Consider the following 23189-nt stretch of genomic DNA (forward strand, 5'->3'; position numbering starts at 1 on the left):
AAGTGGCTATCGGTGCGTGTATGCAGGAGAGTGCTTTTTTGGCATTTTCGTCGCACTCGATGCTTAGCAAGCGATAAACACATTGAAAGGATAACTTATGAACAAGACTCAACTGATTGATGTAATTGCGGACAAGGCTGATCTGTCTAAAGTGCAGGCTAAAGCTGCTCTGGAATCTACCCTGGCTGCTATTACTGAGTCTCTGAAAGAAGGCGATGCTGTGCAACTGGTTGGTTTCGGTACCTTCAAAGTGAACCACCGCGCTGAGCGTACTGGCCGCAACCCGCAGACCGGTAAAGAAATCAAAATCGCCGCAGCTAACGTGCCGGCATTTGTTTCTGGTAAAGCACTGAAAGACGCTGTTAAGTAAGACGCGTGGCAGTGAACAGTTTTAGCGAAGGGGCGGTAACGCCCCTTTTGTCTTTCTGGCGTGGAACGCTCGCGCTGGCAGGCATGCTGCTGTTGTCAGCCTGCAGCCACGACACCTCTCTGCCGCCGTTTACCGCCAGCGGTTACGCGGACAACCAGGGTGCGGTCAGGATCTGGCGCAAAGATTCCGGCGGCGAAGTGCATCTGCTTTCTGCCTTCAGCCCGTGGCATAACGGCAATACGTCGACTGCGGAATATCGCTGGCAGGGAGATGACCTGTCGCTGATTGAACTGAACGTCTACAGCAAGACCCCCGAACACGTGAAAGTGCGTTTTGACGACCATGGCGAGCTGAGCTTTATGCAGCGCGAAGTCAGCGGTCAAAAACAGCAGCTTTCCAGCGATCAAATCGCCCTCTACCGCTATCGTGCCGAACAAATCCGCCAGACCAGCGATGCGCTTCGTCTGGGACGCGTTGTGCTGCGCCAGGGGCGCTGGCATGCCGATGGGATGGTGACAACCTGCGAAGGACAGACGGTCAAGCCTGAGCTCGAATCCTGGGCAACCGAACACATACAACGTCGTCAGCGTCATTCATCAATGGAGGTGAGTGTGGCGTGGCTGGAAGCGCCGGAAGGCTCTCAGCTGCTGCTGGTGGCGAACGAAGACTTCTGCACCTGGCAGCCGACGGAAAAAAGTTTTTGATTTAAATCCCCTCTCCCTTGAGGGAGAGGGTTAGGGTGAGCGGGAAATTACTCTCCCTGCTCACGCGCAATCGCGCGATAACCGATATCCTGACGGCTAAAGCTGCCGTTCCAGTGAATATCCGCCATCAGCGCGTAGGCGCGTTTCTGCGCTTCTGCCACAGTATGGCCCAGCGCGGTTGCACACAGCACGCGTCCGCCGTTGGTGAGGACGCGATCGTCGTCAGCCAGCTTCGTACCCGCATGGAACACCTTCGCACCTTCAATCTCTTCCAGCGGCAGGCCGTGGATTTCATCCCCGGTGTTGTAGTTGCCCGGATAACCACCTGCAGCAATCACCACGCCCAGAGACGCACGCTCGTCCCACTCTGAGGTTTTCTCGTCGAGCTTGCCTTCGCAGGCTGCCAGACACAGTTCCACCAGATCGGATTTCATGCGCAGCATGATGGGCTGCGTTTCCGGATCGCCAAAGCGGCAGTTGAATTCGATGACCTTAGGATTGCCCTGCTTGTCGATCATCAGACCCGCATAGAGGAAACCGGTGTAGGTGTTGCCTTCCGCCGCCATCCCTTTCACGGTTGGCCAAATGATGCGATCCATGGTGCGCTGGTGGACTTCGTCAGTCACTACCGGAGCAGGGGAGTAAGCGCCCATTCCGCCAGTATTCGGGCCGGTATCGCCATTACCCACACGCTTGTGATCCTGGCTAGTGGCCATCGGCAGAACGTGCTCGCCGTCGACCATCACGATAAAGCTCGCTTCTTCACCGTCGAGGAACTCTTCGATCACGATGCGGTGGCCCGCATCGCCAAAGGCGTTGCCCGCCAGCATATCCTGAACCGCGGCTTCTGCTTCCTCGAGGGTCATCGCGACGATAACGCCTTTACCAGCAGCCAGACCGTCGGCCTTGATGACAATCGGCGCGCCTTTTTCACGCAGATAGGCCAGGGCTGGCTCCACTTCGGTGAAGTTCTGATATTCCGCCGTCGGGATGTTGTGACGCGCGAGGAAATCTTTGGTGAAGGCTTTGGAGCCTTCCAGCTGCGCGGCGCCTTCCGTTGGCCCGAAGATTGTCATGCCCGCCGCGCGGAACGCATCCACCACGCCAATCACCAGCGGCGCTTCCGGGCCGACGATGGTCAGATCGATTTTCTCGCTCTGGGCAAAGCTCAGCAGCGCAGGAATATCGGTTACGCCAATAGCCACGTTTTGCAGCGCGGGTTCCAGCGCGGTTCCGGCGTTGCCCGGTGCTACGAAGACTGTTTTCACCAGCGGAGACTGCGCCGCTTTCCACGCCAGAGCGTGCTCGCGTCCGCCGTTACCAATAACTAATACTTTCATTTTCTGCTCCGGGAATTAATGGCGGAAGTGGCGCATGTCGGTGAAGATCATTGCAATGCCATGTTCGTCGGCAGCGGCAATCACTTCGTCGTCGCGAATTGAGCCGCCAGGCTGGATCACACAGGTGATGCCCACTGCAGCCGCCGCGTCGATACCGTCACGGAACGGGAAGAAGGCGTCAGAAGCCATGGCGGAGCCTTTTACTTCCAGACCTTCGTCACCTGCTTTAATGCCCGCGATTTTCGCGGAGTAAACGCGGCTCATCTGGCCTGCGCCTATCCCGATAGTCATGTTTTCTTTGGCGTAGACGATGGCGTTGGATTTGACGAACTTCGCGACCTTCCAGCAGAACAGAGCGTCACGCAGTTCCTGTTCGGTCGGTTGACGTTTGGTTACCACGCGCAGGTCGGCTTCTGTCACCATACCCAGATCGCGGTCCTGAACCAGCAGGCCGCCGTTCACACGCTTGAAGTCCAGGCCCGGCACGCGTTCTGCCCACTGGCCGCAAACCAGCACGCGTACGTTCTGTTTCGCCGCGGTGATTTTCAGCGCCTCTTCGGATGCCGATGGCGCGATGATCACTTCAACGAACTGGCGGGAGATGATGGCCTGCGCGGTTTCAGCATCCAGCTCGCGGTTGAAGGCGATAATGCCGCCGAACGCGGAGGTCGGGTCGGTTTTGTAGGCGCGATCGTAGGCGTCCAGAATAGAGGTGCTTACCGCAACACCGCATGGGTTCGCATGCTTGACGATAACGCAGGCCGGCTCGCTGAACTCTTTCACGCATTCCAGCGCGGCGTCGGTGTCAGCAATGTTGTTATAGGAGAGCGCTTTGCCCTGAACCTGCTGAGCGGTCGCAACAGAGGCTTCTTTTACCTCTTCTTCTATATAGAAGGCTGCCTGCTGGTGGCTGTTCTCGCCGTAACGCATATCCTGCTTCTTAATGAAGTTCAGATTCAGGGTGCGCGGGAAACGGCCAGAAGGATTTTTGCTTTCACTGTGGTAAGCAGGCACCAGGCTACCGAAGTAGTTGGCGATCATGCTGTCGTACGCCGCGGTGTGCTCGAAGGCTTTGATGGCGAGGTCGAAACGCGTTTCCAGAGTCAGTGACCCTTCGTTGGCATCCATCTCATTAATAATGGTTTCGTAATCGCTGCTCTTTACGACGATGGCCACATCTTTATGGTTCTTGGCCGCGGAGCGCACCATGGTTGGGCCGCCGATATCAATATTCTCTACGGCATCTTCCAGAGAACAGTTTTCGCGGGCTACGGTCTGGGCAAACGGGTAGAGGTTAACGACAACCATGTCGATTGGCGCGATGTCATACTGTTCCATAATGGCGTCGTCCTGACCGCGACGGCCAAGAATACCACCGTGCACTTTCGGATGCAGGGTTTTGACGCGTCCATCCATCATTTCCGGGAAACCGGTGTAATCGGACACTTCGGTTACCGGCAGACCTTTATCTGCTAACAGGCGAGCGGTACCGCCTGTAGAAAGCAGCTCCACACCGCGTGCGGAAAGTGCCTGAGCGAATTCGACGATACCGGCTTTATCAGAAACACTGAGCAGAGCGCGGCGGACTGGACGACGTTGTTGCATGGTAAATCCCCTGGATTTCACGATTACAGAGAGCGTTAGATGAATTTTCCTGCGAAAAACTCATCTAACACACCTGACGGGGCATCCTTATTAAGCGCGAGCATTTTAACGAAAACGTTTGCGCAACGCTCGCACATTTTCACTTTTTCGTATCATTGTGGATAAGTCTGTGTGTAAAAAGGTATAAGGCGGGGTTTTGCTGTGGAATGCAGCAGTCAGTCATTTTTCTGACATTTAGCGGTTGCGGCCTGCTGAGAACTCCCTATAATGCGCCTCCATCGACACGGCGGATGTGAATCACTTCACAAACAGCCCGGTCGGTTGAAGAGAAAAAATCCTGAAATAACGGATTGACTCTGAAAGAGGAAAGCGTAATATACGCCACCTCGCAACGGTGAGCGAAAGCCGCGTTGCACTGCTCTTTAACAATTTATCAGACAATCTGTGTGGGCACTCAAAGTGACATGGATTCTTAACGTCGCAAGACGAAAAATGAATACCAAGTCTCTGAGTGAACATACGTAATTCATTACGAAGTTTAATTCACGAGCATCAAACTTAAATTGAAGAGTTTGATCATGGCTCAGATTGAACGCTGGCGGCAGGCCTAACACATGCAAGTCGAGCGGCAGCGGAAAGTAGCTTGCTACTTTGCCGGCGAGCGGCGGACGGGTGAGTAATGTCTGGGAAACTGCCTGATGGAGGGGGATAACTACTGGAAACGGTAGCTAATACCGCATAACGTCGCAAGACCAAAGAGGGGGACCTTCGGGCCTCTTGCCATCAGATGTGCCCAGATGGGATTAGCTAGTAGGTGGGGTAACGGCTCACCTAGGCGACGATCCCTAGCTGGTCTGAGAGGATGACCAGCCACACTGGAACTGAGACACGGTCCAGACTCCTACGGGAGGCAGCAGTGGGGAATATTGCACAATGGGCGCAAGCCTGATGCAGCCATGCCGCGTGTATGAAGAAGGCCTTCGGGTTGTAAAGTACTTTCAGCGGGGAGGAAGGTGCTGAGGCTAATAACCTCAGCAATTGACGTTACCCGCAGAAGAAGCACCGGCTAACTCCGTGCCAGCAGCCGCGGTAATACGGAGGGTGCAAGCGTTAATCGGAATTACTGGGCGTAAAGCGCACGCAGGCGGTCTGTCAAGTCGGATGTGAAATCCCCGGGCTCAACCTGGGAACTGCATTCGAAACTGGCAGGCTAGAGTCTTGTAGAGGGGGGTAGAATTCCAGGTGTAGCGGTGAAATGCGTAGAGATCTGGAGGAATACCGGTGGCGAAGGCGGCCCCCTGGACAAAGACTGACGCTCAGGTGCGAAAGCGTGGGGAGCAAACAGGATTAGATACCCTGGTAGTCCACGCCGTAAACGATGTCGACTTGGAGGTTGTGCCCTTGAGGCGTGGCTTCCGGAGCTAACGCGTTAAGTCGACCGCCTGGGGAGTACGGCCGCAAGGTTAAAACTCAAATGAATTGACGGGGGCCCGCACAAGCGGTGGAGCATGTGGTTTAATTCGATGCAACGCGAAGAACCTTACCTACTCTTGACATCCAGAGAACTTAGCAGAGATGCTTTGGTGCCTTCGGGAACTCTGAGACAGGTGCTGCATGGCTGTCGTCAGCTCGTGTTGTGAAATGTTGGGTTAAGTCCCGCAACGAGCGCAACCCTTATCCTTTGTTGCCAGCGGTCCGGCCGGGAACTCAAAGGAGACTGCCAGTGATAAACTGGAGGAAGGTGGGGATGACGTCAAGTCATCATGGCCCTTACGAGTAGGGCTACACACGTGCTACAATGGCGCATACAAAGAGAAGCGACCTCGCGAGAGCAAGCGGACCTCATAAAGTGCGTCGTAGTCCGGATTGGAGTCTGCAACTCGACTCCATGAAGTCGGAATCGCTAGTAATCGTAGATCAGAATGCTACGGTGAATACGTTCCCGGGCCTTGTACACACCGCCCGTCACACCATGGGAGTGGGTTGCAAAAGAAGTAGGTAGCTTAACCTTCGGGAGGGCGCTTACCACTTTGTGATTCATGACTGGGGTGAAGTCGTAACAAGGTAACCGTAGGGGAACCTGCGGTTGGATCACCTCCTTACCTTAAAGAACCTGCCTTTGTAGTGTCCACACAGATTGTCTGATGAAAAGTAAATAGCAAGGCGTCTTGCGATTGAGACTTTACGTCCCCTTCGTCTAGAGGCCCAGGACACCGCCCTTTCACGGCGGTAACAGGGGTTCGAATCCCCTAGGGGACGCCACTTGCTGGTTCGTGAGTGAAAGTCACCGGCCGTCATATCTCAAAACTCATCTTCGGGTGACGTTTGAGATATTTGCTCTTTAAAAATCTGGATCAAGCTGAAAATTGAAACGACACATCTTAAATGGTGTGTTCGAGTCTCTCAAATTTTCGCAATCAGAAGTGAAACATCTTCGGGTTGTGAGGTTAAGCGACTAAGCGTACACGGTGGATGCCCTGGCAGTCAGAGGCGATGAAGGACGTGCTAATCTGCGAAAAGCGCCGGCGAGGTGATATGAACCTTTGACCCGGCGATGTCCGAATGGGGAAACCCAGTGCAATTCGTTGCACTATCGTTAACTGAATACATAGGTTAACGAGGCGAACCGGGGGAACTGAAACATCTAAGTACCCCGAGGAAAAGAAATCAACCGAGATTCCCTCAGTAGCGGCGAGCGAACGGGGAGCAGCCCAGAGTCTGAATCAGCTTGTGTGTTAGTGGAAGCGTCTGGAAAGTCGCACGGTACAGGGTGACAGTCCCGTACACGAAAGCACACAGGCTGTGAACTCGAAGAGTAGGGCGGGACACGTGGTATCCTGTCTGAATATGGGGGGACCATCCTCCAAGGCTAAATACTCCTGACTGACCGATAGTGAACCAGTACCGTGAGGGAAAGGCGAAAAGAACCCCGGCGAGGGGAGTGAAAAAGAACCTGAAACCGTGTACGTACAAGCAGTGGGAGCACCTTCGTGGTGTGACTGCGTACCTTTTGTATAATGGGTCAGCGACTTATATTCTGTAGCAAGGTTAACCGTATAGGGGAGCCGAAGGGAAACCGAGTCTTAACTGGGCGTTAAGTTGCAGGGTATAGACCCGAAACCCGGTGATCTAGCCATGGGCAGGTTGAAGGTTGGGTAACACTAACTGGAGGACCGAACCGACTAATGTTGAAAAATTAGCGGATGACTTGTGGCTGGGGGTGAAAGGCCAATCAAACCGGGAGATAGCTGGTTCTCCCCGAAAGCTATTTAGGTAGCGCCTCGTGAACTCATCTTCGGGGGTAGAGCACTGTTTCGGCTAGGGGGCCATCCCGGCTTACCAACCCGATGCAAACTACGAATACCGAAGAATGTTATCACGGGAGACACACGGCGGGTGCTAACGTCCGTCGTGAAGAGGGAAACAACCCAGACCGCCAGCTAAGGTCCCAAAGTCATGGTTAAGTGGGAAACGATGTGGGAAGGCACAGACAGCCAGGATGTTGGCTTAGAAGCAGCCATCATTTAAAGAAAGCGTAATAGCTCACTGGTCGAGTCGGCCTGCGCGGAAGATGTAACGGGGCTAAACCATGCACCGAAGCTGCGGCAGCGACGCGTATGCGTTGTTGGGTAGGGGAGCGTTCTGTAAGCCGTTGAAGGTGTGCTGTGAGGCATGCTGGAGGTATCAGAAGTGCGAATGCTGACATAAGTAACGATAAAGCGGGTGAAAAGCCCGCTCGCCGGAAGACCAAGGGTTCCTGTCCAACGTTAATCGGGGCAGGGTGAGTCGACCCCTAAGGCGAGGCCGAAAGGCGTAGTCGATGGGAAACAGGTTAATATTCCTGTACTTGGTGTTACTGCGAAGGGGGGACGGAGAAGGCTATGTTAGCCGGGCGACGGTTGTCCCGGTTTAAGCATGTAGGCGGAGGTTCCAGGTAAATCCGGTACCTTTTAACGCTGAGGTGTGATGACGAGGCACTACGGTGCTGAAGTAACAAATGCCCTGCTTCCAGGAAAAGCCTCTAAGCATCAGGTAACACGAAATCGTACCCCAAACCGACACAGGTGGTCAGGTAGAGAATACCAAGGCGCTTGAGAGAACTCGGGTGAAGGAACTAGGCAAAATGGTGCCGTAACTTCGGGAGAAGGCACGCTGATATGTAGGTGAAGCCCCTGCGGGTGGAGCTGAAATCAGTCGAAGATACCAGCTGGCTGCAACTGTTTATTAAAAACACAGCACTGTGCAAACACGAAAGTGGACGTATACGGTGTGACGCCTGCCCGGTGCCGGAAGGTTAATTGATGGGGTTAGCGGCAACGCGAAGCTCTTGATCGAAGCCCCGGTAAACGGCGGCCGTAACTATAACGGTCCTAAGGTAGCGAAATTCCTTGTCGGGTAAGTTCCGACCTGCACGAATGGCGTAATGATGGCCAGGCTGTCTCCACCCGAGACTCAGTGAAATTGAACTCGCTGTGAAGATGCAGTGTACCCGCGGCAAGACGGAAAGACCCCGTGAACCTTTACTATAGCTTGACACTGAACACTGGTCCTTGATGTGTAGGATAGGTGGGAGGCTTTGAAGCGTGGACGCCAGTCTGCGTGGAGCCATCCTTGAAATACCACCCTTTAATGGCTGGTGTTCTAACGTAGACCCGTGATCCGGGTTGCGGACAGTGTCTGGTGGGTAGTTTGACTGGGGCGGTCTCCTCCCAAAGAGTAACGGAGGAGCACGAAGGTTAGCTAATCCTGGTCGGACATCAGGAGGTTAGTGCAATGGCATAAGCTAGCTTGACTGCGAGAGTGACGGCTCGAGCAGGTGCGAAAGCAGGTCATAGTGATCCGGTGGTTCTGAATGGAAGGGCCATCGCTCAACGGATAAAAGGTACTCCGGGGATAACAGGCTGATACCGCCCAAGAGTTCATATCGACGGCGGTGTTTGGCACCTCGATGTCGGCTCATCACATCCTGGGGCTGAAGTAGGTCCCAAGGGTATGGCTGTTCGCCATTTAAAGTGGTACGCGAGCTGGGTTTAGAACGTCGTGAGACAGTTCGGTCCCTATCTGCCGTGGGCGCTGGAGAATTGAGGGGGGCTGCTCCTAGTACGAGAGGACCGGAGTGGACGCATCACTGGTGTTCGGGTTGTCATGCCAATGGCACTGCCCGGTAGCTAAATGCGGAAAAGATAAGTGCTGAAAGCATCTAAGCACGAAACTTGCCCCGAGATGAGTTCTCCCTGACCCTTTAAGGGTCCTGAAGGAACGTTGAAGACGACGACGTTGATAGGTCGGGTGTGTAAGCGCAGCGATGCGTTGAGCTAACCGATACTAATGAACCGTGAGGCTTAACCTTACAACGCCGAAGCTGTTTTGGCGAAGAGACAGAACAATCAAATTTCAGCCTGATACAGATTAACAGAATTTGCCTGGCGGCTTTAGCGCGGTGGTCCCACCTGACCCCATGCCGAACTCAGAAGTGAAACGCCGTAGCGCCGATGGTAGTGTGGGGTCTCCCCATGTGAGAGTAGGGAACTGCCAGGCATCAAATAGAAGAACCCCGTACCGAAAGGTGCGGGGTTTTTTGCTTTGTGCGTCAGAAATCATGCCGAGTGGCTTTGTAGGCCCGGTAAGCGCAGCGCCATCGGGCAAGTCAAACCGCACCATCCCCTCCTTGAAACTTTCTCACCTTCTGCTTGCGGACTCGACATTCAAACCATTTCTGGGTATCGTTAGCTGTCTGGATGTCTAAACGTTTATACGTATGCTGTGAGGATATAAAGTTATGCCGATTCGGGTGCAGGACGAGCTACCAGCCGTCAATTTCTTGCGTGAAGAAAACGTCTTCGTCATGACGGCTTCGCGTGCGACAGGTCAGGAAATTCGCCCGCTGAAGGTGCTTATTCTCAATCTGATGCCAAAAAAGATCGAAACAGAAAACCAGTTCCTGCGTCTTCTGTCGAACTCCCCGCTGCAGGTTGATATTCAGCTGCTGCGAATCGATGCCCGTGAGTCACGTAACACGCCTTCTGAGCATCTGAACAACTTCTACTGTAACTTCGATGACATTCAGGGGGAAAACTTCGACGGACTGATCGTGACCGGTGCGCCGCTCGGTCTGGTTGAATTTAACGATGTCGCTTACTGGCCGCAGATCAAACAGGTTCTGGAGTGGGCAAAAGATCACGTTACCTCCACATTGTTTGTCTGTTGGGCGGTACAGGCCGCGCTGAATATTCTTTATGGCATCCCCAAGCAAACCCGTACTGAAAAGCTCTCCGGCGTATACGAACATCACATTCTTCACCCGCACGCGTTGCTGACGCGCGGTTTCGATGACTCTTTCCTGGCCCCGCATTCTCGCTATGCCGATTTCCCGGCCCAGCTGATTCGTGATTACACCGATCTGGAGATCCTGGCCGAAACGGAAGATGGAGATGCTTATCTGTTTGCCAGCAAGGATAAACGCATTGCATTCGTGACCGGGCATCCTGAGTACGATCCGCATACCCTTGCGTCAGAGTATTTCCGTGATGTCGAAGCGGGTCTAAATCCGGATGTACCGTACAACTATTTCCCGAAAGACGACCCGCAAAACAAACCGAGAGCAACCTGGCGCAGCCACGGGAATTTGCTTTTCACTAACTGGCTCAACTATTACGTCTACCAGATAACGCCATACGATCTGCGTCACATGAATCCGACGCTGGAGTAATCTTCTGCACTAGACGATCCTAAAGCGTTTCAGCTATTCAAATCAGGCACCTTCGGGTGCCTTTTTTATTTTCGAAATGTCGCTCACCATTCAATAAAACTTTAATCCCAATAAAATCAGATAATTAATTTTATATTTACATTAAAATGGAAATTGTTTTTGATTTTAGAAAAAATATAGATAGTCTTAATTCTGCTGAGCGAAAACTACCCAACGATCTTTCGTTCGCATCGGGGGCGTGATTTTGGATCTTTGATGAGGAGCAGAGTAATGACTCAACAGGCAACGACGGTCGATGAACTGGCCTTTACCCAGCCGTATGGCGAACAGGAACAGCAGGTTTTGACAGCGGAAGCGGTAGAATTTCTGACTGAACTGGTGACTCGCTTTACGCCGCAGCGTAATAAGCTGCTGGCGGCACGCATTCATCAGCAGCAGGAAATTGACGATGGCAAGTTGCCTGGCTTCATTTCGGAAACCGCTTCCATTCGTCGCGGTGAGTGGAAAATCCGCGGCATCCCTGAAGATTTACAGGATCGTCGCGTTGAGATCACCGGTCCGGTAGAGCGCAAAATGGTGATCAACGCCATGAACGCCAACGTTAAAGTCTTTATGGCCGATTTTGAAGACTCACTGGCGCCTGACTGGCGTAAGGTCATCGAGGGGCAGATCAACCTGCGCGACGCCGTGAACGGCACCATCAGCTATACCAACGAAGCCGGCAAAATTTACCAGCTCAAACCGAACCCGGCGGTGCTGATCTGTCGCGTACGCGGCCTGCACCTGCCTGAAAAACATGTCACCTGGCGTGGGGAAGCCATTCCGGGCAGCCTGTTTGATTTCGCGCTTTATTTCTTCCATAACTACAAGAATCTGCTGGCAAAAGGCAGCGGCCCTTATTTCTATCTGCCAAAAACGCAGGCCTGGCAAGAAGCGGCCTGGTGGAGCGAAGTGTTCAGCTACGCGGAAGATCGTTTCAACCTGCCGCGCGGTACCATCAAGGCCACCCTGCTGATTGAAACGCTGCCTGCCGTGTTCCAGATGAATGAAATTCTGCACGCCCTGCGCGACCATATTGTCGGCCTGAACTGCGGACGCTGGGACTATATTTTCAGCTACATCAAAACCCTGAAAAACTATCCCGATCGCGTACTGCCGGATCGCCAGGTCGTGACCATGGATAAACCGTTCCTGAGCGCCTACTCGCGTCTGCTGATCAAAACCTGCCACAAGCGCGGCGCCTTTGCGATGGGCGGCATGGCGGCTTTTATCCCGAGCAAAGACGCAGAGCGGAACAATCAGGTGCTCAACAAGGTGAAAGCCGATAAAGAGCTTGAAGCCCGTAACGGTCACGACGGCACGTGGATTGCCCATCCCGGCCTGGCCGATACGGCGATGGAGGTCTTCAACCGCGTTCTCGGCGACAATAAAAATCAGCTGTTCGTCACGCGTGAAGACGATGCCCCAACGGCTGAAGAACAGCTGCTGGCACCGTGCGCGGGCGAGCGTACGGAAGAGGGCATGCGTGCCAATATCCGCGTCGCGGTCCAGTACATCGAAGCGTGGATCTCCGGCAACGGCTGCGTACCTATCTACGGCCTGATGGAAGATGCCGCGACGGCGGAGATCTCACGTACCTCCATCTGGCAGTGGATCCACCATCAAAAAACGCTCAGCAACGGCAAGCCGGTGACCAAATCTCTGTTCCGCCAGATGCTGGCCGAAGAGATGCGGGTGATCCAGGACGAGCTGGGCGAACACCGCTTCAGCAGCGGACGTTTTGACGACGCTGCGCGCCTGATGGAGCAAATCACCACATCAGATGACTTAATCGACTTCCTGACCCTGCCGGGCTACCGCTTCCTGGCGTAACTCACCGCATAACAATATGGAGCATCTGCACATGAAAACCCGTACCCAACAAATCGAAGAGTTAAAGAAAGAGTGGACACAACCTCGCTGGGAAGGCATCCGCCGTCCTTACAGCGCGGAGGAAGTGGTGAAATTACGCGGCTCGGTCAATCCGGAATGCACGCTGGCACAGAACGGTGCGGCGAAAATGTGGAAGCTGCTGCACGGTGGCTCTAAAAAGGGCTACATCAACAGCCTCGGCGCGCTGACCGGCGGTCAGGCGCTGCAGCAGGCGAAGGCCGGTATTGAAGCTATCTATCTTTCCGGCTGGCAGGTCGCAGCGGACGCCAACCTGGCATCCAGCATGTACCCGGATCAGTCGCTCTATCCGGCTAACTCCGTGCCGTCGGTGGTGGATCGGATCAACAACACCTTCCGCCGTGCGGATCAGATCCAGTGGGCTGCCGGTATCGAACCTGGCGATCCGCGCTTTACTGACTACTTCCTGCCGATCGTCGCGGATGCGGAAGCAGGCTTCGGCGGCGTGCTGAACGCCTTCGAGCTGATGAAATCGATGATTGAGGCCGGTGCAGCGGCCGTTCACTTCGAAGATCAGCTGGCATCAGTGAAGAAATGCGGACACATGGGCGGTAAGGTGCTCGTTCCGACTCAGGAAGCGATTCAGAAGCTGGTTGCCGCGCGTCTGGCTGCTGACGTGCTCGGCGTGCCGACGCTGGTGATTGCCCGTACCGATGCGGACGCGGCGGACCTGATCACCTCTGACTGCGACCCGTACGACAGCGAATTCATCACCGGCGAGCGTACCAGTGAAGGCTTCTACCGCACCCATGCCGGCATTGAACAGGCGATCAGCCGCGGCCTGGCGTATGCGCCTTATGCGGACCTGGTCTGGTGTGAAACCTCCACGCCGGATCTGGCGCTGGCAAAACGCTTTGCCGACGCCATCCACGCGAAGTATCCGGGCAAACTGCTGGCCTATAACTGCTCGCCGTCCTTCAACTGGCAGAAAAAGCTGGATGACAAAACCATCGCCAGCTTCCAGCAGCAGCTGTCCGACATGGGCTACAAATACCAGTTCATTACCCTGGCAGGTATCCACAGCATGTGGTTCAACATGTTCGACCTGGCGCACGCCTATGCGCAGGGTGAGGGCATGAAGCACTACGTTGAGAAGGTGCAGCAGCCGGAGTTTGCGGCGGGCAAAGACGGTTACACCTTCGTGTCTCACCAGCAGGAGGTGGGGACCGGCTACTTTGACAATGTGACCACGATTATTCAGGGCGGCACCTCCTCCGTCACTGCCTTAACGGGTTCAACGGAAGAAGCACAGTTCTAAACTTTTCCCCCTCTCCCCTCTCGGGGAGAGGGTTGGGGTGAGGGGGAATATATGTCGCGTGGCCTGGAATTGCTGATTGCCCAAACTATTTTGCAGGGCTTCGATGCCCAGTATGGTCGTTTTCTTGAAGTGACATCCGGCGCGCAGCAGCGCTTCGAACATGCAGACTGGCATGCGGTTCAGCAGGCCATGAAGCAGCGTATCCATCTCTATGACCACCACGTGGGTCTGGTGGTGGAGCAGCTGCGCTGTATTACCGACGGTAAAAGCCCGGACGCGGAATTTTTACTGCGCGTGAAGGAGCACTACACCCATCTGTTACCCGACTACCCGCGCTTCGAGATTGCGGAGAGCTTTTTCAACTCCGTCTATTGCCGGTTATTTGACCACCGCTCACTATCTCCTGAGCGGTTATTTATCTTCAGCTCCCAGCCCGAGCGACGCTTTCGAACCATTCCCCGTCCGCTGGCGAAAGATTTCTTTCCCGATCGCGGATGGGAAAAACTCCTGCACCGCGTGCTAACGGATCTGCCGCTGCGCCTGCCCTGGGAGAATAAAACCCGGGATATCGGTTATATCCACGCGCATCTCAACGAAACCTTCGGCGCGGAGGTGCTTAGCCATAGCCATTTGCAGGTGGCCAACGAGCTTTTCTACCGCAATAAAGCCGCCTGGCTGGTCGGCAAACTGGTTACGCCGACCGCCATTGTGCCTTTTCTGCTGCCCATTCACCGTACCGACGATGGGGAACTGTTTGTCGATACCTGCCTGACCACCGGCGCCGAGGCCAGCATCGTGTTTGGCTTCGCCCGCTCCTATTTCATGGTGTACGCCCCGCTGCCTGCCGCGCTGGTGGAGTGGCTGCGAGAGATCCTGCCGGGCAAAACCACCGCCGAGCTGTATATGGCCATTGGCTGCCAGAAGCACGCCAAAACGGAAAGTTACCGGGAGTACCTGCGCTATGTCACCGCGGCCGATGAGCAGTTTATCGAAGCGCCCGGCATTCGCGGCATGGTGATGCTGGTCTTTACGCTGCCGGGTTTCGACCGGGTCTTTAAGGTGATTAAAGACAGATTCGCGCCGCAGAAAGAGATGACCGCCGCGCACGTTCGCGCCTGCTATCAGCTGGTCAAAGAACACGATCGCGTCGGGCGCATGGCGGATACCCAGGAGTTCGAAAACTTTGTGCTGGATAAACAGCAGATCGACCCGGCTCTCATGGCGCTGTTAATGCAGGAAGCACCTGCGAAAATCACCGATCTGGGTGACAAAATCGTGATTAGCCATCTCTACATTGAGCGCCGCATGGTACCGCTGAATATCTGGCTTGAGCAGTCCGAAGGTCAGGCACTGCGGGATGCCATTGAAGAATACGGCAATGCGATTCGCCAGCTTGCCGCCGCCAATATTTTTCCGGGCGACATGCTGTTTAAAAACTTCGGCGTCACCCGTCACGGGCGGGTGGTGTTCTACGATTACGACGAAATTTGCTACATGACCGAAGTGAATTTCCGCGATATACCACAGCCCCGCTACCCGGAAGATGAGCTTTCCGGTGAGCCGTGGTACAGCGTCTCGCCGGGCGATGTGTTTCCGGAGGAGTTTCGCCACTGGCTGTGCGCCGACCCGCGCATCGGGCCGCTATTCGAAGAAATGCATGAGGATCTGTTCCGCGCCAGCTACTGGCGCGGACTGCAAACGCGGATCAAAAACGGGCATGTCGAAGATGTGTACGCTTACCGCCGCAAGCAGCGGTTTTGCATTAGGTTTGCACCCTCTCTCGCAGGATGAGGACATCATGTTTGCACCCTCTCTCGCAGGGTGAGGGCATCATGTTTTCTCCCTCTCCCTATGGGAGAGGGCCGGGGTGAGGGCATCAGGCCACAGTGTAACCCCATCGCCCGGTGGTGCTGCGCTTACCGGACCTACGGTTCGAATGTTCGCCGGAATCCAACTTAGCGAATCCCACCGTACGCCAGCGTTACCTCTTTCGCCGCCTTAATCACCAGCGCACCCAGCTCGGTCACGCGGTCGTCGGTCATCCGCGAAATCGGCCCGGAGATGGAGATGGCGGCAAACGGCTCGCGGTGCTCGTCAAAAATACAGGCCGCGAGGCAGCGCAGGCCCAGGGCATGTTCTTCATCATCAAACGAATAGCCGCGCTTGCGGGTCAGGGCCAGATCTTCTTTCAGATGCACGGGCGATACCAGCGTGGCGTGGGTATAGGCGTGCAGCCCTTTACGGTGCAGCAGTCCCGTCACCTGCTCTTCGCTCAGCTGCGACAGAAACGCTTTCCCCGCCCCGGAGGCGTGCATCGGCAGCTTGCCGCCAATCGGCGCAGACATACGCATCAGCTGCGTGCACTGCACCTGGTCGATGATAATCGCCTGGTGGTCGCTTTGGTCCAGCACCGCCAGGTTTACGGTCTCGCCGGACTCCTCCATCAGCTTGCGCAGAATCGGGTGCACAATCGCCAGCAGGTTGCGGCTCTGCAGGAAGCTGCTGCCGACGATAAACGCGTGCGCGCCCACCGCCCAGTGCCCCAGCTCGCCGACCTGGCGGACAAAGCCCAGCTGCTGCATGGTGGTCAGCAGGCGGTGCGTCGTGGAGTTCGGCAGGCCAGCCTGCTGGGCCAGCTCCGTCAGGGCCACGCTGCCGTGCGACTCGGCTATCCACTCCAGCAGCTTCAAACCGCGCGTGAGCGATTGAACCTGTCCGCCCTGTTGTGCGGCGGCGGCGGTGGCAGCAGGTTTTCTGCCGCGTTTAGCGGGAACGGTCGCGACCATGACGATCTCCTTTTTCTGTATCGTGGAAATCATTTTCGTTTTATTTGGTGAATTTGCAACCGTTATCCTGACTGATCGGAGGAGTGATGGTGAACATGTCTCATGTTACCGCTGTGCGGCTTTTCCACCCTGCGAGATTGTGCCAGTATGGAACGCAGCCTTTTGGCCTTGTTGAGCGTTGTCGGGAGCAAGTGTGAGCAGCAAAGTAGAGCAACTGCGTGCGCAGTTAAATGAACGAATTCTGGTGCTGGACGGCGGCATGGGCACCATGATCCAGGGGTATCGTCTGAGTGAAGACGATTTCCGCGGCGAGCGCTTTGCCGACTGGCCCTGCGACCTGAAAGGGAACAACGATCTGCTGGTGCTCAGCAAGCCGTCCGTCATTAAGGATATCCACAACGCCTACTTCGAAGCGGGTGCGGATATCGTTGAAACCAACACCTTTAACTCGACAACCATCGCCATGGCGGATTACCAGATGGAATCCCTGTCGGCGGAAATCAACCTGGAAGCCGCGAAGCTGGCGCGCGCCTGCGCCGACGAGTGGACGGCACGCACGCCGGACAAGCCTCGCTACGTTGCCGGGGTGCTTGGCCCGACGAACCGAACCGCGTCGATTTCACCGGACGTCAACGACCCGGCGTTTCGTAATATCACCTTCGATCAGCTCGTTGCGGCCTACCGTGAATCGACCAAAGCGCTGGTGGAAGGCGGTTCCGATCTGATCCTGATTGAAACCGTATTCGACACCCTTAACGCCAAAGCCGCGATTTACGCGGTGAAAGAGGAGTTTGAGGCGCTGGGCGTTGACCTGCCGATCATGATTTCCGGCACCATCACCGACGCCTCCGGCCGTACCCTGTCCGGTCAGACAACCGAAGCGTTTTATAACTCTCTGCGCCACGCCGAAGCGCTCTCCTTTGGCCTGAACTGCGCGCTGGGGCCTGATGAGCTGCGCCAGTACGTGCAGGAGCTTTCCCGTATCGCGGAATGCTACGTCACCGCCCACCCGAACGCCGGTCTGCCGAACGCGTTCGGTGAATACGATCTCGATGCCGACACCATGGCGGCGCAAATCCGCGAGTGGGCCGAGTCTGGCTTCCTGAACATCGTCGGTGGCTGCTGCGGCACCACGCCGGAGCACATCGCGGCCATGAGCAACGCCGTCGCCGGACTGCCGCCGCGCAAGCTGCCCGAGCTTCCGGTTGCCTGTCGTCTGTCCGGCCTTGAGCCGTTGACCATCGGCGACGACAGCCTGTTTGTGAACGTGGGTGAGCGTACTAACGTCACAGGTTCTGCAAAGTTCAAGCGCCTGATCAAAGAAGAGAAATACAGCGAAGCGCTGGACGTTGCCCGCCAGCAGGTGGAAAGCGGCGCGCAGATTATCGATATCAACATGGACGAGGGGATGCTCGACGCCGAAGCGGCGATGGTGCGTTTCCTCAACCTGATCGCCGGTGAGCCGGACATCGCCCGCGTGCCGATCATGATTGACTCCTCCAAGTGGGAAGTCATCGAAAAAGGGCTGAAGTGCATCCAGGGTAAAGGCATCGTCAACTCTATCTCGATGAAAGAGGGCGTTGATATCTTTATCCACCACGCGAAGATGGTCCGCCGCTACGGTGCCGCCGTGGTGGTGATGGCCTTTGACGAAGTGGGCCAGGCGGATACCCGCGAGCGTAAAATTGAGATTTGCCGCCGCGCGTACAAGATTTTGACCGAAGAGGTGGGCTTCCCGCCGGAAGACATTATCTTTGACCCGAATATCTTCGCCGTCGCGACCGGGATTGAAGAGCACAACAACTATGCCCAGGACTTTATCGGGGCATGTGAGGACATCAAGCGCGAGCTGCCGCACGCGCTGATCTCCGGCGGCGTGTCGAACGTGTCGTTCTCGTTCCGCGGTAACGACCCGGTGCGCGAAGCGATCCACGCCGTGTTCCTCTACTACGCCATCCGCAACGGCATGGACATGGGGATCGTTAACGCCGGCCAGCTGGCGATTTACGACGATCTCCCTGCCGAGCTGCGCGACGCCGTAGAGGACGTGATCCTTAACCGCCGCGACGATGCCACCGAGCGCATGCTGGACCTGGCGGAGAAATATCGCGGCAGCAAATCGGATGAGGCGGCAAACGTTCAGCAGGCCGAGTGGCGTTCCTGGGACGTGAAAAAGCGTCTGGAATACTCGCTGGTCAAAGGCATCACCGAATTTATCGAGCTCGATACCGAAGAGGCGCGCCAGCAGGCAGACCGCCCGATTGAGGTGATCGAAGGCCCGCTGATGGACGGCATGAACGTGGTCGGCGATCTGTTCGGTGAGGGAAAAATGTTCCTGCCGCAGGTGGTTAAATCCGCCCGCGTGATGAAGCAGGCGGTGGCGTATCTTGAGCCCTACATCGAAGCCAGCAAAGAGAAAGGTTCCAGCAACGGCAAGATGGTTATCGCCACCGTGAAGGGCGACGTGCACGACATCGGCAAGAACATCGTCGGCGTAGTGCTGCAGTGTAATAACTACGAAATTATCGACCTCGGCGTGATGGTCCCGGCGGACAAAATCCTCAAGACCGCGCGCGAAGTGAACGCCGACCTGATTGGCCTCTCCGGCCTGATTACGCCGTCGCTCGACGAAATGGTCAACGTGGCAAAAGAGATGGAGCGGCAGGGCTTCACCATTCCGCTATTGATTGGCGGGGCGACCACCTCAAAAGCGCACACGGCGGTGAAAATCGAGCAGAACTACAGTGGCCCGACGGTGTACGTGCAGAACGCCTCGCGCACGGTGGGCGTAGTCTCCGCGCTGCTCTCCGACACCCAGCGCGACGATTTTGTGGCGCGCACCCGCAAAGAGTACGAAACCGTTCGCATCCAGCACGGCCGTAAGAAGCCGCGCACCCCGCCTGTTTCGCTTCAGGCGGCGCGCGACAACGATCTGGCCTTCGACTGGTCCAGCTACACGCCACCGGTGGCACACCGTCTGGGCGTGCAGGACGTGACGGCCAGCATTGAGACGCTGCGTAACTACATCGACTGGACGCCGTTCTTTATGACCTGGTCGCTGGCGGGCAAATATCCGCGCATCCTGGAAGATGAGGTGGTCGGCGAGGAGGCGAAACGCCTGTTTAAAGATGCCAACGACATGCTCGACAGGCTGAGTGCGGAGAAAACCCTTAACCCGCGCGGCGTGGTGGGCCTGTTCCCGGCGAACCGCGTGGGCGACGACATCGAAATTTATCGCGATGAAACCCGCACCCACGTGCTGGCGGTCAGCCGCCATCTGCGCCAGCAAACGGAGAAAGTGGGCTTTGCCAACTACTGCCTGGCCGATTTCGTCGCGCCTAAGCTGAGTGGTAAAGCCGACTATATCGGCGCCTTTGCGGTGACCGGCGGTCTGGAAGAAGACGCGCTGGCGGACGCGTTCGAAGCGCAGCACGATGATTACAATAAAATCATGGTGAAAGCGATTGCCGACCGCCTGGCGGAAGCCTTTGCCGAGTATCTCCACGAGCGCGTGCGTAAGGTGCACTGGGGCTACGCGGCGAATGAAAACCTCAGCAATGAGGATCTGATCCGCGAAAACTACCAGGGGATTCGCCCGGCGCCGGGCTATCCGGCCTGTCCGGAGCACACCGAAAAAGGCACTATCTGGAAACTGCTGGATGTGGAAGCCCATACCGGCATGAAGCTCACCGAGTCGTTCGCCATGTGGCCAGGCGCGTCCGTCTCAGGCTGGTACTTCAGCCATCCGGACAGCAAGTACTTTGCCGTGGCGCAACTGCAGCGGGATCAGATTGAAGATTACGCCCTGCGCAAAGGGATGAGCGTGTCTGAAGTGGAGCGCTGGCTGGCGCCAAATCTCGGCTACGACGCAGACTAAAATCACTTTTCCTTACAACAAACAGGGCGCTCATTGGGCGCCCTGTCTCTTTCTTACGTTTAAACCCTTATACTGGAAGAAGGTTCTTATCTTTTGCCCGGTGGCGCTGCGCTTACCGGACCTGCGCGTAGGCCGGATAAGGCGTAGCCGCCATCCGGCAAGACAATGCGCAACAAACCTCAGGAAAACACATAACGATAAGGAGGAAAAACTTCCGTGCTGACGTTGTTACACCTGCTCTCTGCAGTCGCACTGCTCGTATGGGGCACCCATATCGTCCGTACCGGCGTGATGCGCGTATTTGGCGCGCGCTTACGTACCGTTCTCAGCAGCAGCGTTGAGAAGAAGCCGCTCGCCTTCTGCGCGGGCATTGGCGTAACGGCACTGGTTCAGAGCAGTAACGCCACGACCCTGCTTGTCACCTCCTTTGTGGCGCAGGATCTGGTGGCGCTGGCCCCGGCGCTGGTGATTGTGCTGGGGGCGGATGTAGGTACCGCGCTGATGGCGCGTATCCTGACCTTCGATCTCTCCTGGCTGTCGCCGCTGCTGATTTTTATCGGCGTTATCTTCTTCCTCGGCCGCAAGCAGACGCGCGCCGGACAGCTCGGGCGCGTAGGGATAGGCCTGGGGCTGATCCTGCTGGCGCTGGAGCTGATTGTGCAGGCGGTCACGCCAATCACCGAGGCCAACGGCGTGCAGGTCATCTTCGCCTCCCTGACCGGGGACATCATGCTTGACGCGCTGATTGGCGCGGTGTTTGCCATCGTCAGCTACTCCAGCCTGGCGGCGGTTCTTCTGACGGCGACCTTAACCGCCACAGGGGCGATCTCCTTCCCGGTGGCGCTGTGTCTGGTGATCGGGGCCAACCTCGGCTCCGGCCTGCTGGCGATGCTCAATAACAGCGCGGCCAACGCCGCAGCCCGCCGCGTGGCCCTCGGCAGCCTGCTGTTTAAGCTGGTGGGCAGCCTGATTATTCTGCCGTTCGTTCACCCGCTGGCGAACCTGATGGACAACCTACCGCTGCCGAAGGCGGAGCTGGTGATCTATTTCCACGTGTTCTACAACCTGGTGCGCTGCCTGGCGATGGTGCCGTTTGCCGCGCCGATGGCCCGCTTCTGCGAACGCCTCATTCAGGACGAACCGGAGCTGGATGCGCGCCTGAAGCCGAAGCACCTGGATACGTCCGCGCTGGATACCCCTGCGCTGGCGCTGGCGAACGCCGCGCGCGAGACGCTGCGCATGGGCGACGCAATGGAAACCATGCTCGAAGGCCTGCAAAAGGTGATGCACGGCGAGCCGCGTGAAGAGAAAGAACTGCGCAGACTGGCGGACGATATCAACGTGCTCTATACCGCCATTAAGCTTTACCTGGCGCGTATGCCGCAGGACGAGCTGGCGGAAGAGGAGTCCCGCCGCTGGGCGGAAATTATCGAGATGTCGCTTAACCTTGAGCAGGCCTCGGATATCGTGGAGCGCATGGGCAGCGAGATAGCCGACAAATCCCTTGCCGCGCGTCGTGCGTTTTCAGGTGAAGGCCTGAAGGAGCTGGAAGCGCTGCACGAACAGCTGGTCAGCAACCTCAAGCTGGCGATGCTGGTCTTCTTCTCCAGCGACGTGCCGAGCGCGCGCCGCCTGCGTCGCAACAAGCATCGTTTCCGTATTCTGAACCGCCGCTACTCGCATGCCCACGTTGAGCGTCTGCACCAGCAGAACGTGCAGAGTATCGAGACCAGCTCCCTGCATCTGGGGCTACTGGGGGATATGAAGCGTCTCAACTCGTTGTTCTGCGCGGTGGCGTACAGCGTAATGGAACAGCCGGATGAAGACGACGAGCGGGATGAGTATTAATCTCCGGAAGCGCCTCGCAAAACCGTTTTGCGGGGCGTGACACCTTATAAAGCGCCATTTACTCTTCAGACCTTACATTTTGAAGGGAATAGAAAATGCTCGTTTATTACGCTACACTTCGCCAATTCATGCGCATTCCGATGGGAGTTCTCATGCGCGCTACTCATGGCATCAAAAAATCAGTCAATGTGTCGTTAGCACCAGAAATCCTTGAAGAGGCGCGTCGGCTTAAACTTAATCTCTCTGCTGTACTCACGGCTGCGCTGCAAGAGCAGTTTCGAGCGCATCAGCGCGCAGAGTGGTTAGCAGAAAATAAAGCTTCTATCGAGGCCATTAACCAGTGGGTTGATGAAAACGGCTCCTTTAGTGATTCTCAGAGATCGTTCTGATGGAGCAATATTTTGCTTATGAGAATGAAGGTAAGGGGAAAACTGCCTATCCCTGGCTAATCAATATGCAGCATCCCGTGGCCAATGTGATGAAGCATGTCCTGGTCGCACCAGCAGTTGAGCTTAGCAACCTGGGAGGCATTCAGCCGCCTGCGAAAGTGTGCCCTGTCGTTGAGATAGCGGGTAAGCCCTGCGTGGTCATGATGCACATGATGGCTGGCATATCGCCAAAAGAGTTAGGTGAGCGTGTTGCCGATCTTACGCAAAACCGGGCTTCATTGCGGGATGTACTCGATTTTTTGATCAACGGCTACTAACACTTTTTTGTCAGCCGCAAGGTAAGGTATATTTCG

The 23189-nt window shown here is 56.0% G+C and carries 13 protein-coding genes, 1 tRNA gene and 3 rRNA genes; 14 read left to right on the forward strand and 3 right to left on the reverse strand.

Features of this window, described 5'->3' with window-relative positions:
- Positions 1 to 97: 97 nt before the first annotated feature.
- Positions 98 to 370 carry a nucleoid-associated protein HU-alpha gene (gene hupA, locus WM95_RS01295; RefSeq protein WP_002445246.1) on the forward strand — a complete coding sequence of 91 codons (273 nt, stop codon included), beginning with the start codon at positions 98 to 100 and terminating at the stop codon, positions 368 to 370.
- Between the two features lie 11 nt (positions 371 to 381).
- Positions 382 to 1074: a DUF1481 domain-containing protein gene (locus WM95_RS01300; RefSeq protein ID WP_063409576.1), complete on the forward strand. Its 693-nt coding sequence runs from the start codon at positions 382 to 384 to the stop codon at positions 1072 to 1074.
- A 47-nt stretch (positions 1075 to 1121) separates the two neighbouring features.
- Here WM95_RS01300 and purD read toward each other — a convergent pair whose 3' ends face one another.
- Together purD and purH are read right to left on the reverse strand one after the other, a co-directional pair.
- Positions 1122 to 2414: a phosphoribosylamine--glycine ligase gene (gene purD, locus WM95_RS01305; protein WP_063409577.1), complete on the reverse strand. Its 1293-nt coding sequence runs from the start codon at positions 2412 to 2414 to the stop codon at positions 1122 to 1124.
- A gap of 15 nt (positions 2415 to 2429) precedes the next feature.
- The gene (purH, locus tag WM95_RS01310; RefSeq protein WP_063409578.1) at positions 2430 to 4019 is read right to left on the reverse strand and encodes a bifunctional phosphoribosylaminoimidazolecarboxamide formyltransferase/IMP cyclohydrolase; all 1590 of its coding nucleotides are present in this window, start codon (positions 4017 to 4019) and stop codon (positions 2430 to 2432) included.
- Between the two features lie 560 nt (positions 4020 to 4579).
- On the opposite strand from purH, the gene WM95_RS01320 reads away from it, so the two are divergent.
- From WM95_RS01320 to aceK, 8 genes are all read left to right on the forward strand, one after another.
- Positions 4580 to 6121: ribosomal RNA gene (locus tag WM95_RS01320) — 16S ribosomal RNA — on the forward strand.
- A gap of 84 nt (positions 6122 to 6205) precedes the next feature.
- Positions 6206 to 6281, forward strand: a tRNA-Glu gene (locus WM95_RS01325).
- 183 nt (positions 6282 to 6464) lie between these two features.
- Positions 6465 to 9369 (forward strand): 23S ribosomal RNA (locus WM95_RS01330).
- A 72-nt stretch (positions 9370 to 9441) separates the two neighbouring features.
- A 5S ribosomal RNA gene (gene rrf, locus WM95_RS01335) occupies positions 9442 to 9557 on the forward strand.
- The 16S, 23S and 5S rRNA genes sit together here with 1 tRNA gene alongside, the layout of an rRNA operon.
- A gap of 241 nt (positions 9558 to 9798) precedes the next feature.
- Positions 9799 to 10728, forward strand: coding sequence for a homoserine O-acetyltransferase MetA (gene metA, locus WM95_RS01340; RefSeq protein ID WP_024906663.1), 930 nt, complete (start codon positions 9799 to 9801; stop codon positions 10726 to 10728).
- 270 nt (positions 10729 to 10998) lie between these two features.
- A complete protein-coding gene (gene aceB, locus WM95_RS01345; RefSeq protein ID WP_023309985.1) occupies positions 10999 to 12600 on the forward strand; it encodes a malate synthase A in 1602 nt (533 codons plus the stop codon).
- Positions 12601 to 12631: 31 nt separating this feature from the next.
- Positions 12632 to 13936 (forward strand): isocitrate lyase, encoded by a 1305-nt coding sequence (aceA, locus tag WM95_RS01350; protein ID WP_029742132.1) that lies wholly within the window; start codon positions 12632 to 12634, stop codon positions 13934 to 13936.
- A 51-nt stretch (positions 13937 to 13987) separates the two neighbouring features.
- Entirely contained in the window at positions 13988 to 15727 is a 1740-nt protein-coding gene (gene aceK, locus WM95_RS01355) for a bifunctional isocitrate dehydrogenase kinase/phosphatase (protein WP_059445339.1), read from the forward strand.
- Positions 15728 to 15891: 164 nt separating this feature from the next.
- Here aceK and iclR read toward each other — a convergent pair whose 3' ends face one another.
- Positions 15892 to 16722: a glyoxylate bypass operon transcriptional repressor IclR gene (gene iclR, locus WM95_RS01360; RefSeq protein WP_023309988.1), complete on the reverse strand. Its 831-nt coding sequence runs from the start codon at positions 16720 to 16722 to the stop codon at positions 15892 to 15894.
- Positions 16723 to 16915: 193 nt separating this feature from the next.
- Between iclR and metH the strand changes: the two genes are divergently transcribed.
- The 4 genes from metH to WM95_RS01380 all read left to right on the forward strand — a co-directional run bounded on the left by metH (position 16916) and on the right by WM95_RS01380 (position 23153).
- A complete protein-coding gene (gene metH, locus WM95_RS01365; RefSeq protein WP_088544615.1) occupies positions 16916 to 20599 on the forward strand; it encodes a methionine synthase in 3684 nt (1227 codons plus the stop codon).
- Between the two features lie 216 nt (positions 20600 to 20815).
- The gene (locus WM95_RS01370; RefSeq protein ID WP_023309990.1) at positions 20816 to 22447 is read left to right on the forward strand and encodes a Na/Pi cotransporter family protein; all 1632 of its coding nucleotides are present in this window, start codon (positions 20816 to 20818) and stop codon (positions 22445 to 22447) included.
- Between the two features lie 95 nt (positions 22448 to 22542).
- The gene (locus WM95_RS01375) at positions 22543 to 22836 is read left to right on the forward strand and encodes a type II toxin-antitoxin system CcdA family antitoxin (RefSeq protein WP_032662656.1); all 294 of its coding nucleotides are present in this window, start codon (positions 22543 to 22545) and stop codon (positions 22834 to 22836) included.
- The gene (locus WM95_RS01380) at positions 22836 to 23153 is read left to right on the forward strand and encodes a CcdB family protein (protein WP_063408498.1); all 318 of its coding nucleotides are present in this window, start codon (positions 22836 to 22838) and stop codon (positions 23151 to 23153) included. Before WM95_RS01375 ends, WM95_RS01380 begins: the two co-directional genes overlap by 1 nt.
- The last annotated feature ends 36 nt before the right edge of the window (positions 23154 to 23189 follow it).

The organism is Enterobacter cloacae complex sp. ECNIH7 (genome assembly GCF_002208095.1).
Classification (GTDB): Bacteria; Pseudomonadota; Gammaproteobacteria; order Enterobacterales; family Enterobacteriaceae; genus Enterobacter; species Enterobacter cloacae_M.

Bases quoted from the DNA above. Each gene is read 5' to 3' on its own strand.
- iclR (WP_023309988.1), bottom strand. From the start codon at position 16,722: ATGGTCGCGACCGTTCCCGCTAAACGCGGCAGAAAACCTGCTGCCACC.
- purD (WP_063409577.1), bottom strand. From the start codon at position 2,414: ATGAAAGTATTAGTTATTGGTAACGGCGGACGCGAGCACGCTCTGGCG.
- WM95_RS01380 (WP_063408498.1), top strand. From the start codon at position 22,836: ATGGAGCAATATTTTGCTTATGAGAATGAAGGTAAGGGGAAAACTGCC.
- purH (WP_063409578.1), bottom strand. From the start codon at position 4,019: ATGCAACAACGTCGTCCAGTCCGCCGCGCTCTGCTCAGTGTTTCTGAT.
- hupA (WP_002445246.1), top strand. From the start codon at position 98: ATGAACAAGACTCAACTGATTGATGTAATTGCGGACAAGGCTGATCTG.
- WM95_RS01375 (WP_032662656.1), top strand. From the start codon at position 22,543: ATGCTCGTTTATTACGCTACACTTCGCCAATTCATGCGCATTCCGATG.
- aceB (WP_023309985.1), top strand. From the start codon at position 10,999: ATGACTCAACAGGCAACGACGGTCGATGAACTGGCCTTTACCCAGCCG.
- metA (WP_024906663.1), top strand. From the start codon at position 9,799: ATGCCGATTCGGGTGCAGGACGAGCTACCAGCCGTCAATTTCTTGCGT.
- aceA (WP_029742132.1), top strand. From the start codon at position 12,632: ATGAAAACCCGTACCCAACAAATCGAAGAGTTAAAGAAAGAGTGGACA.
- aceK (WP_059445339.1), top strand. From the start codon at position 13,988: ATGTCGCGTGGCCTGGAATTGCTGATTGCCCAAACTATTTTGCAGGGC.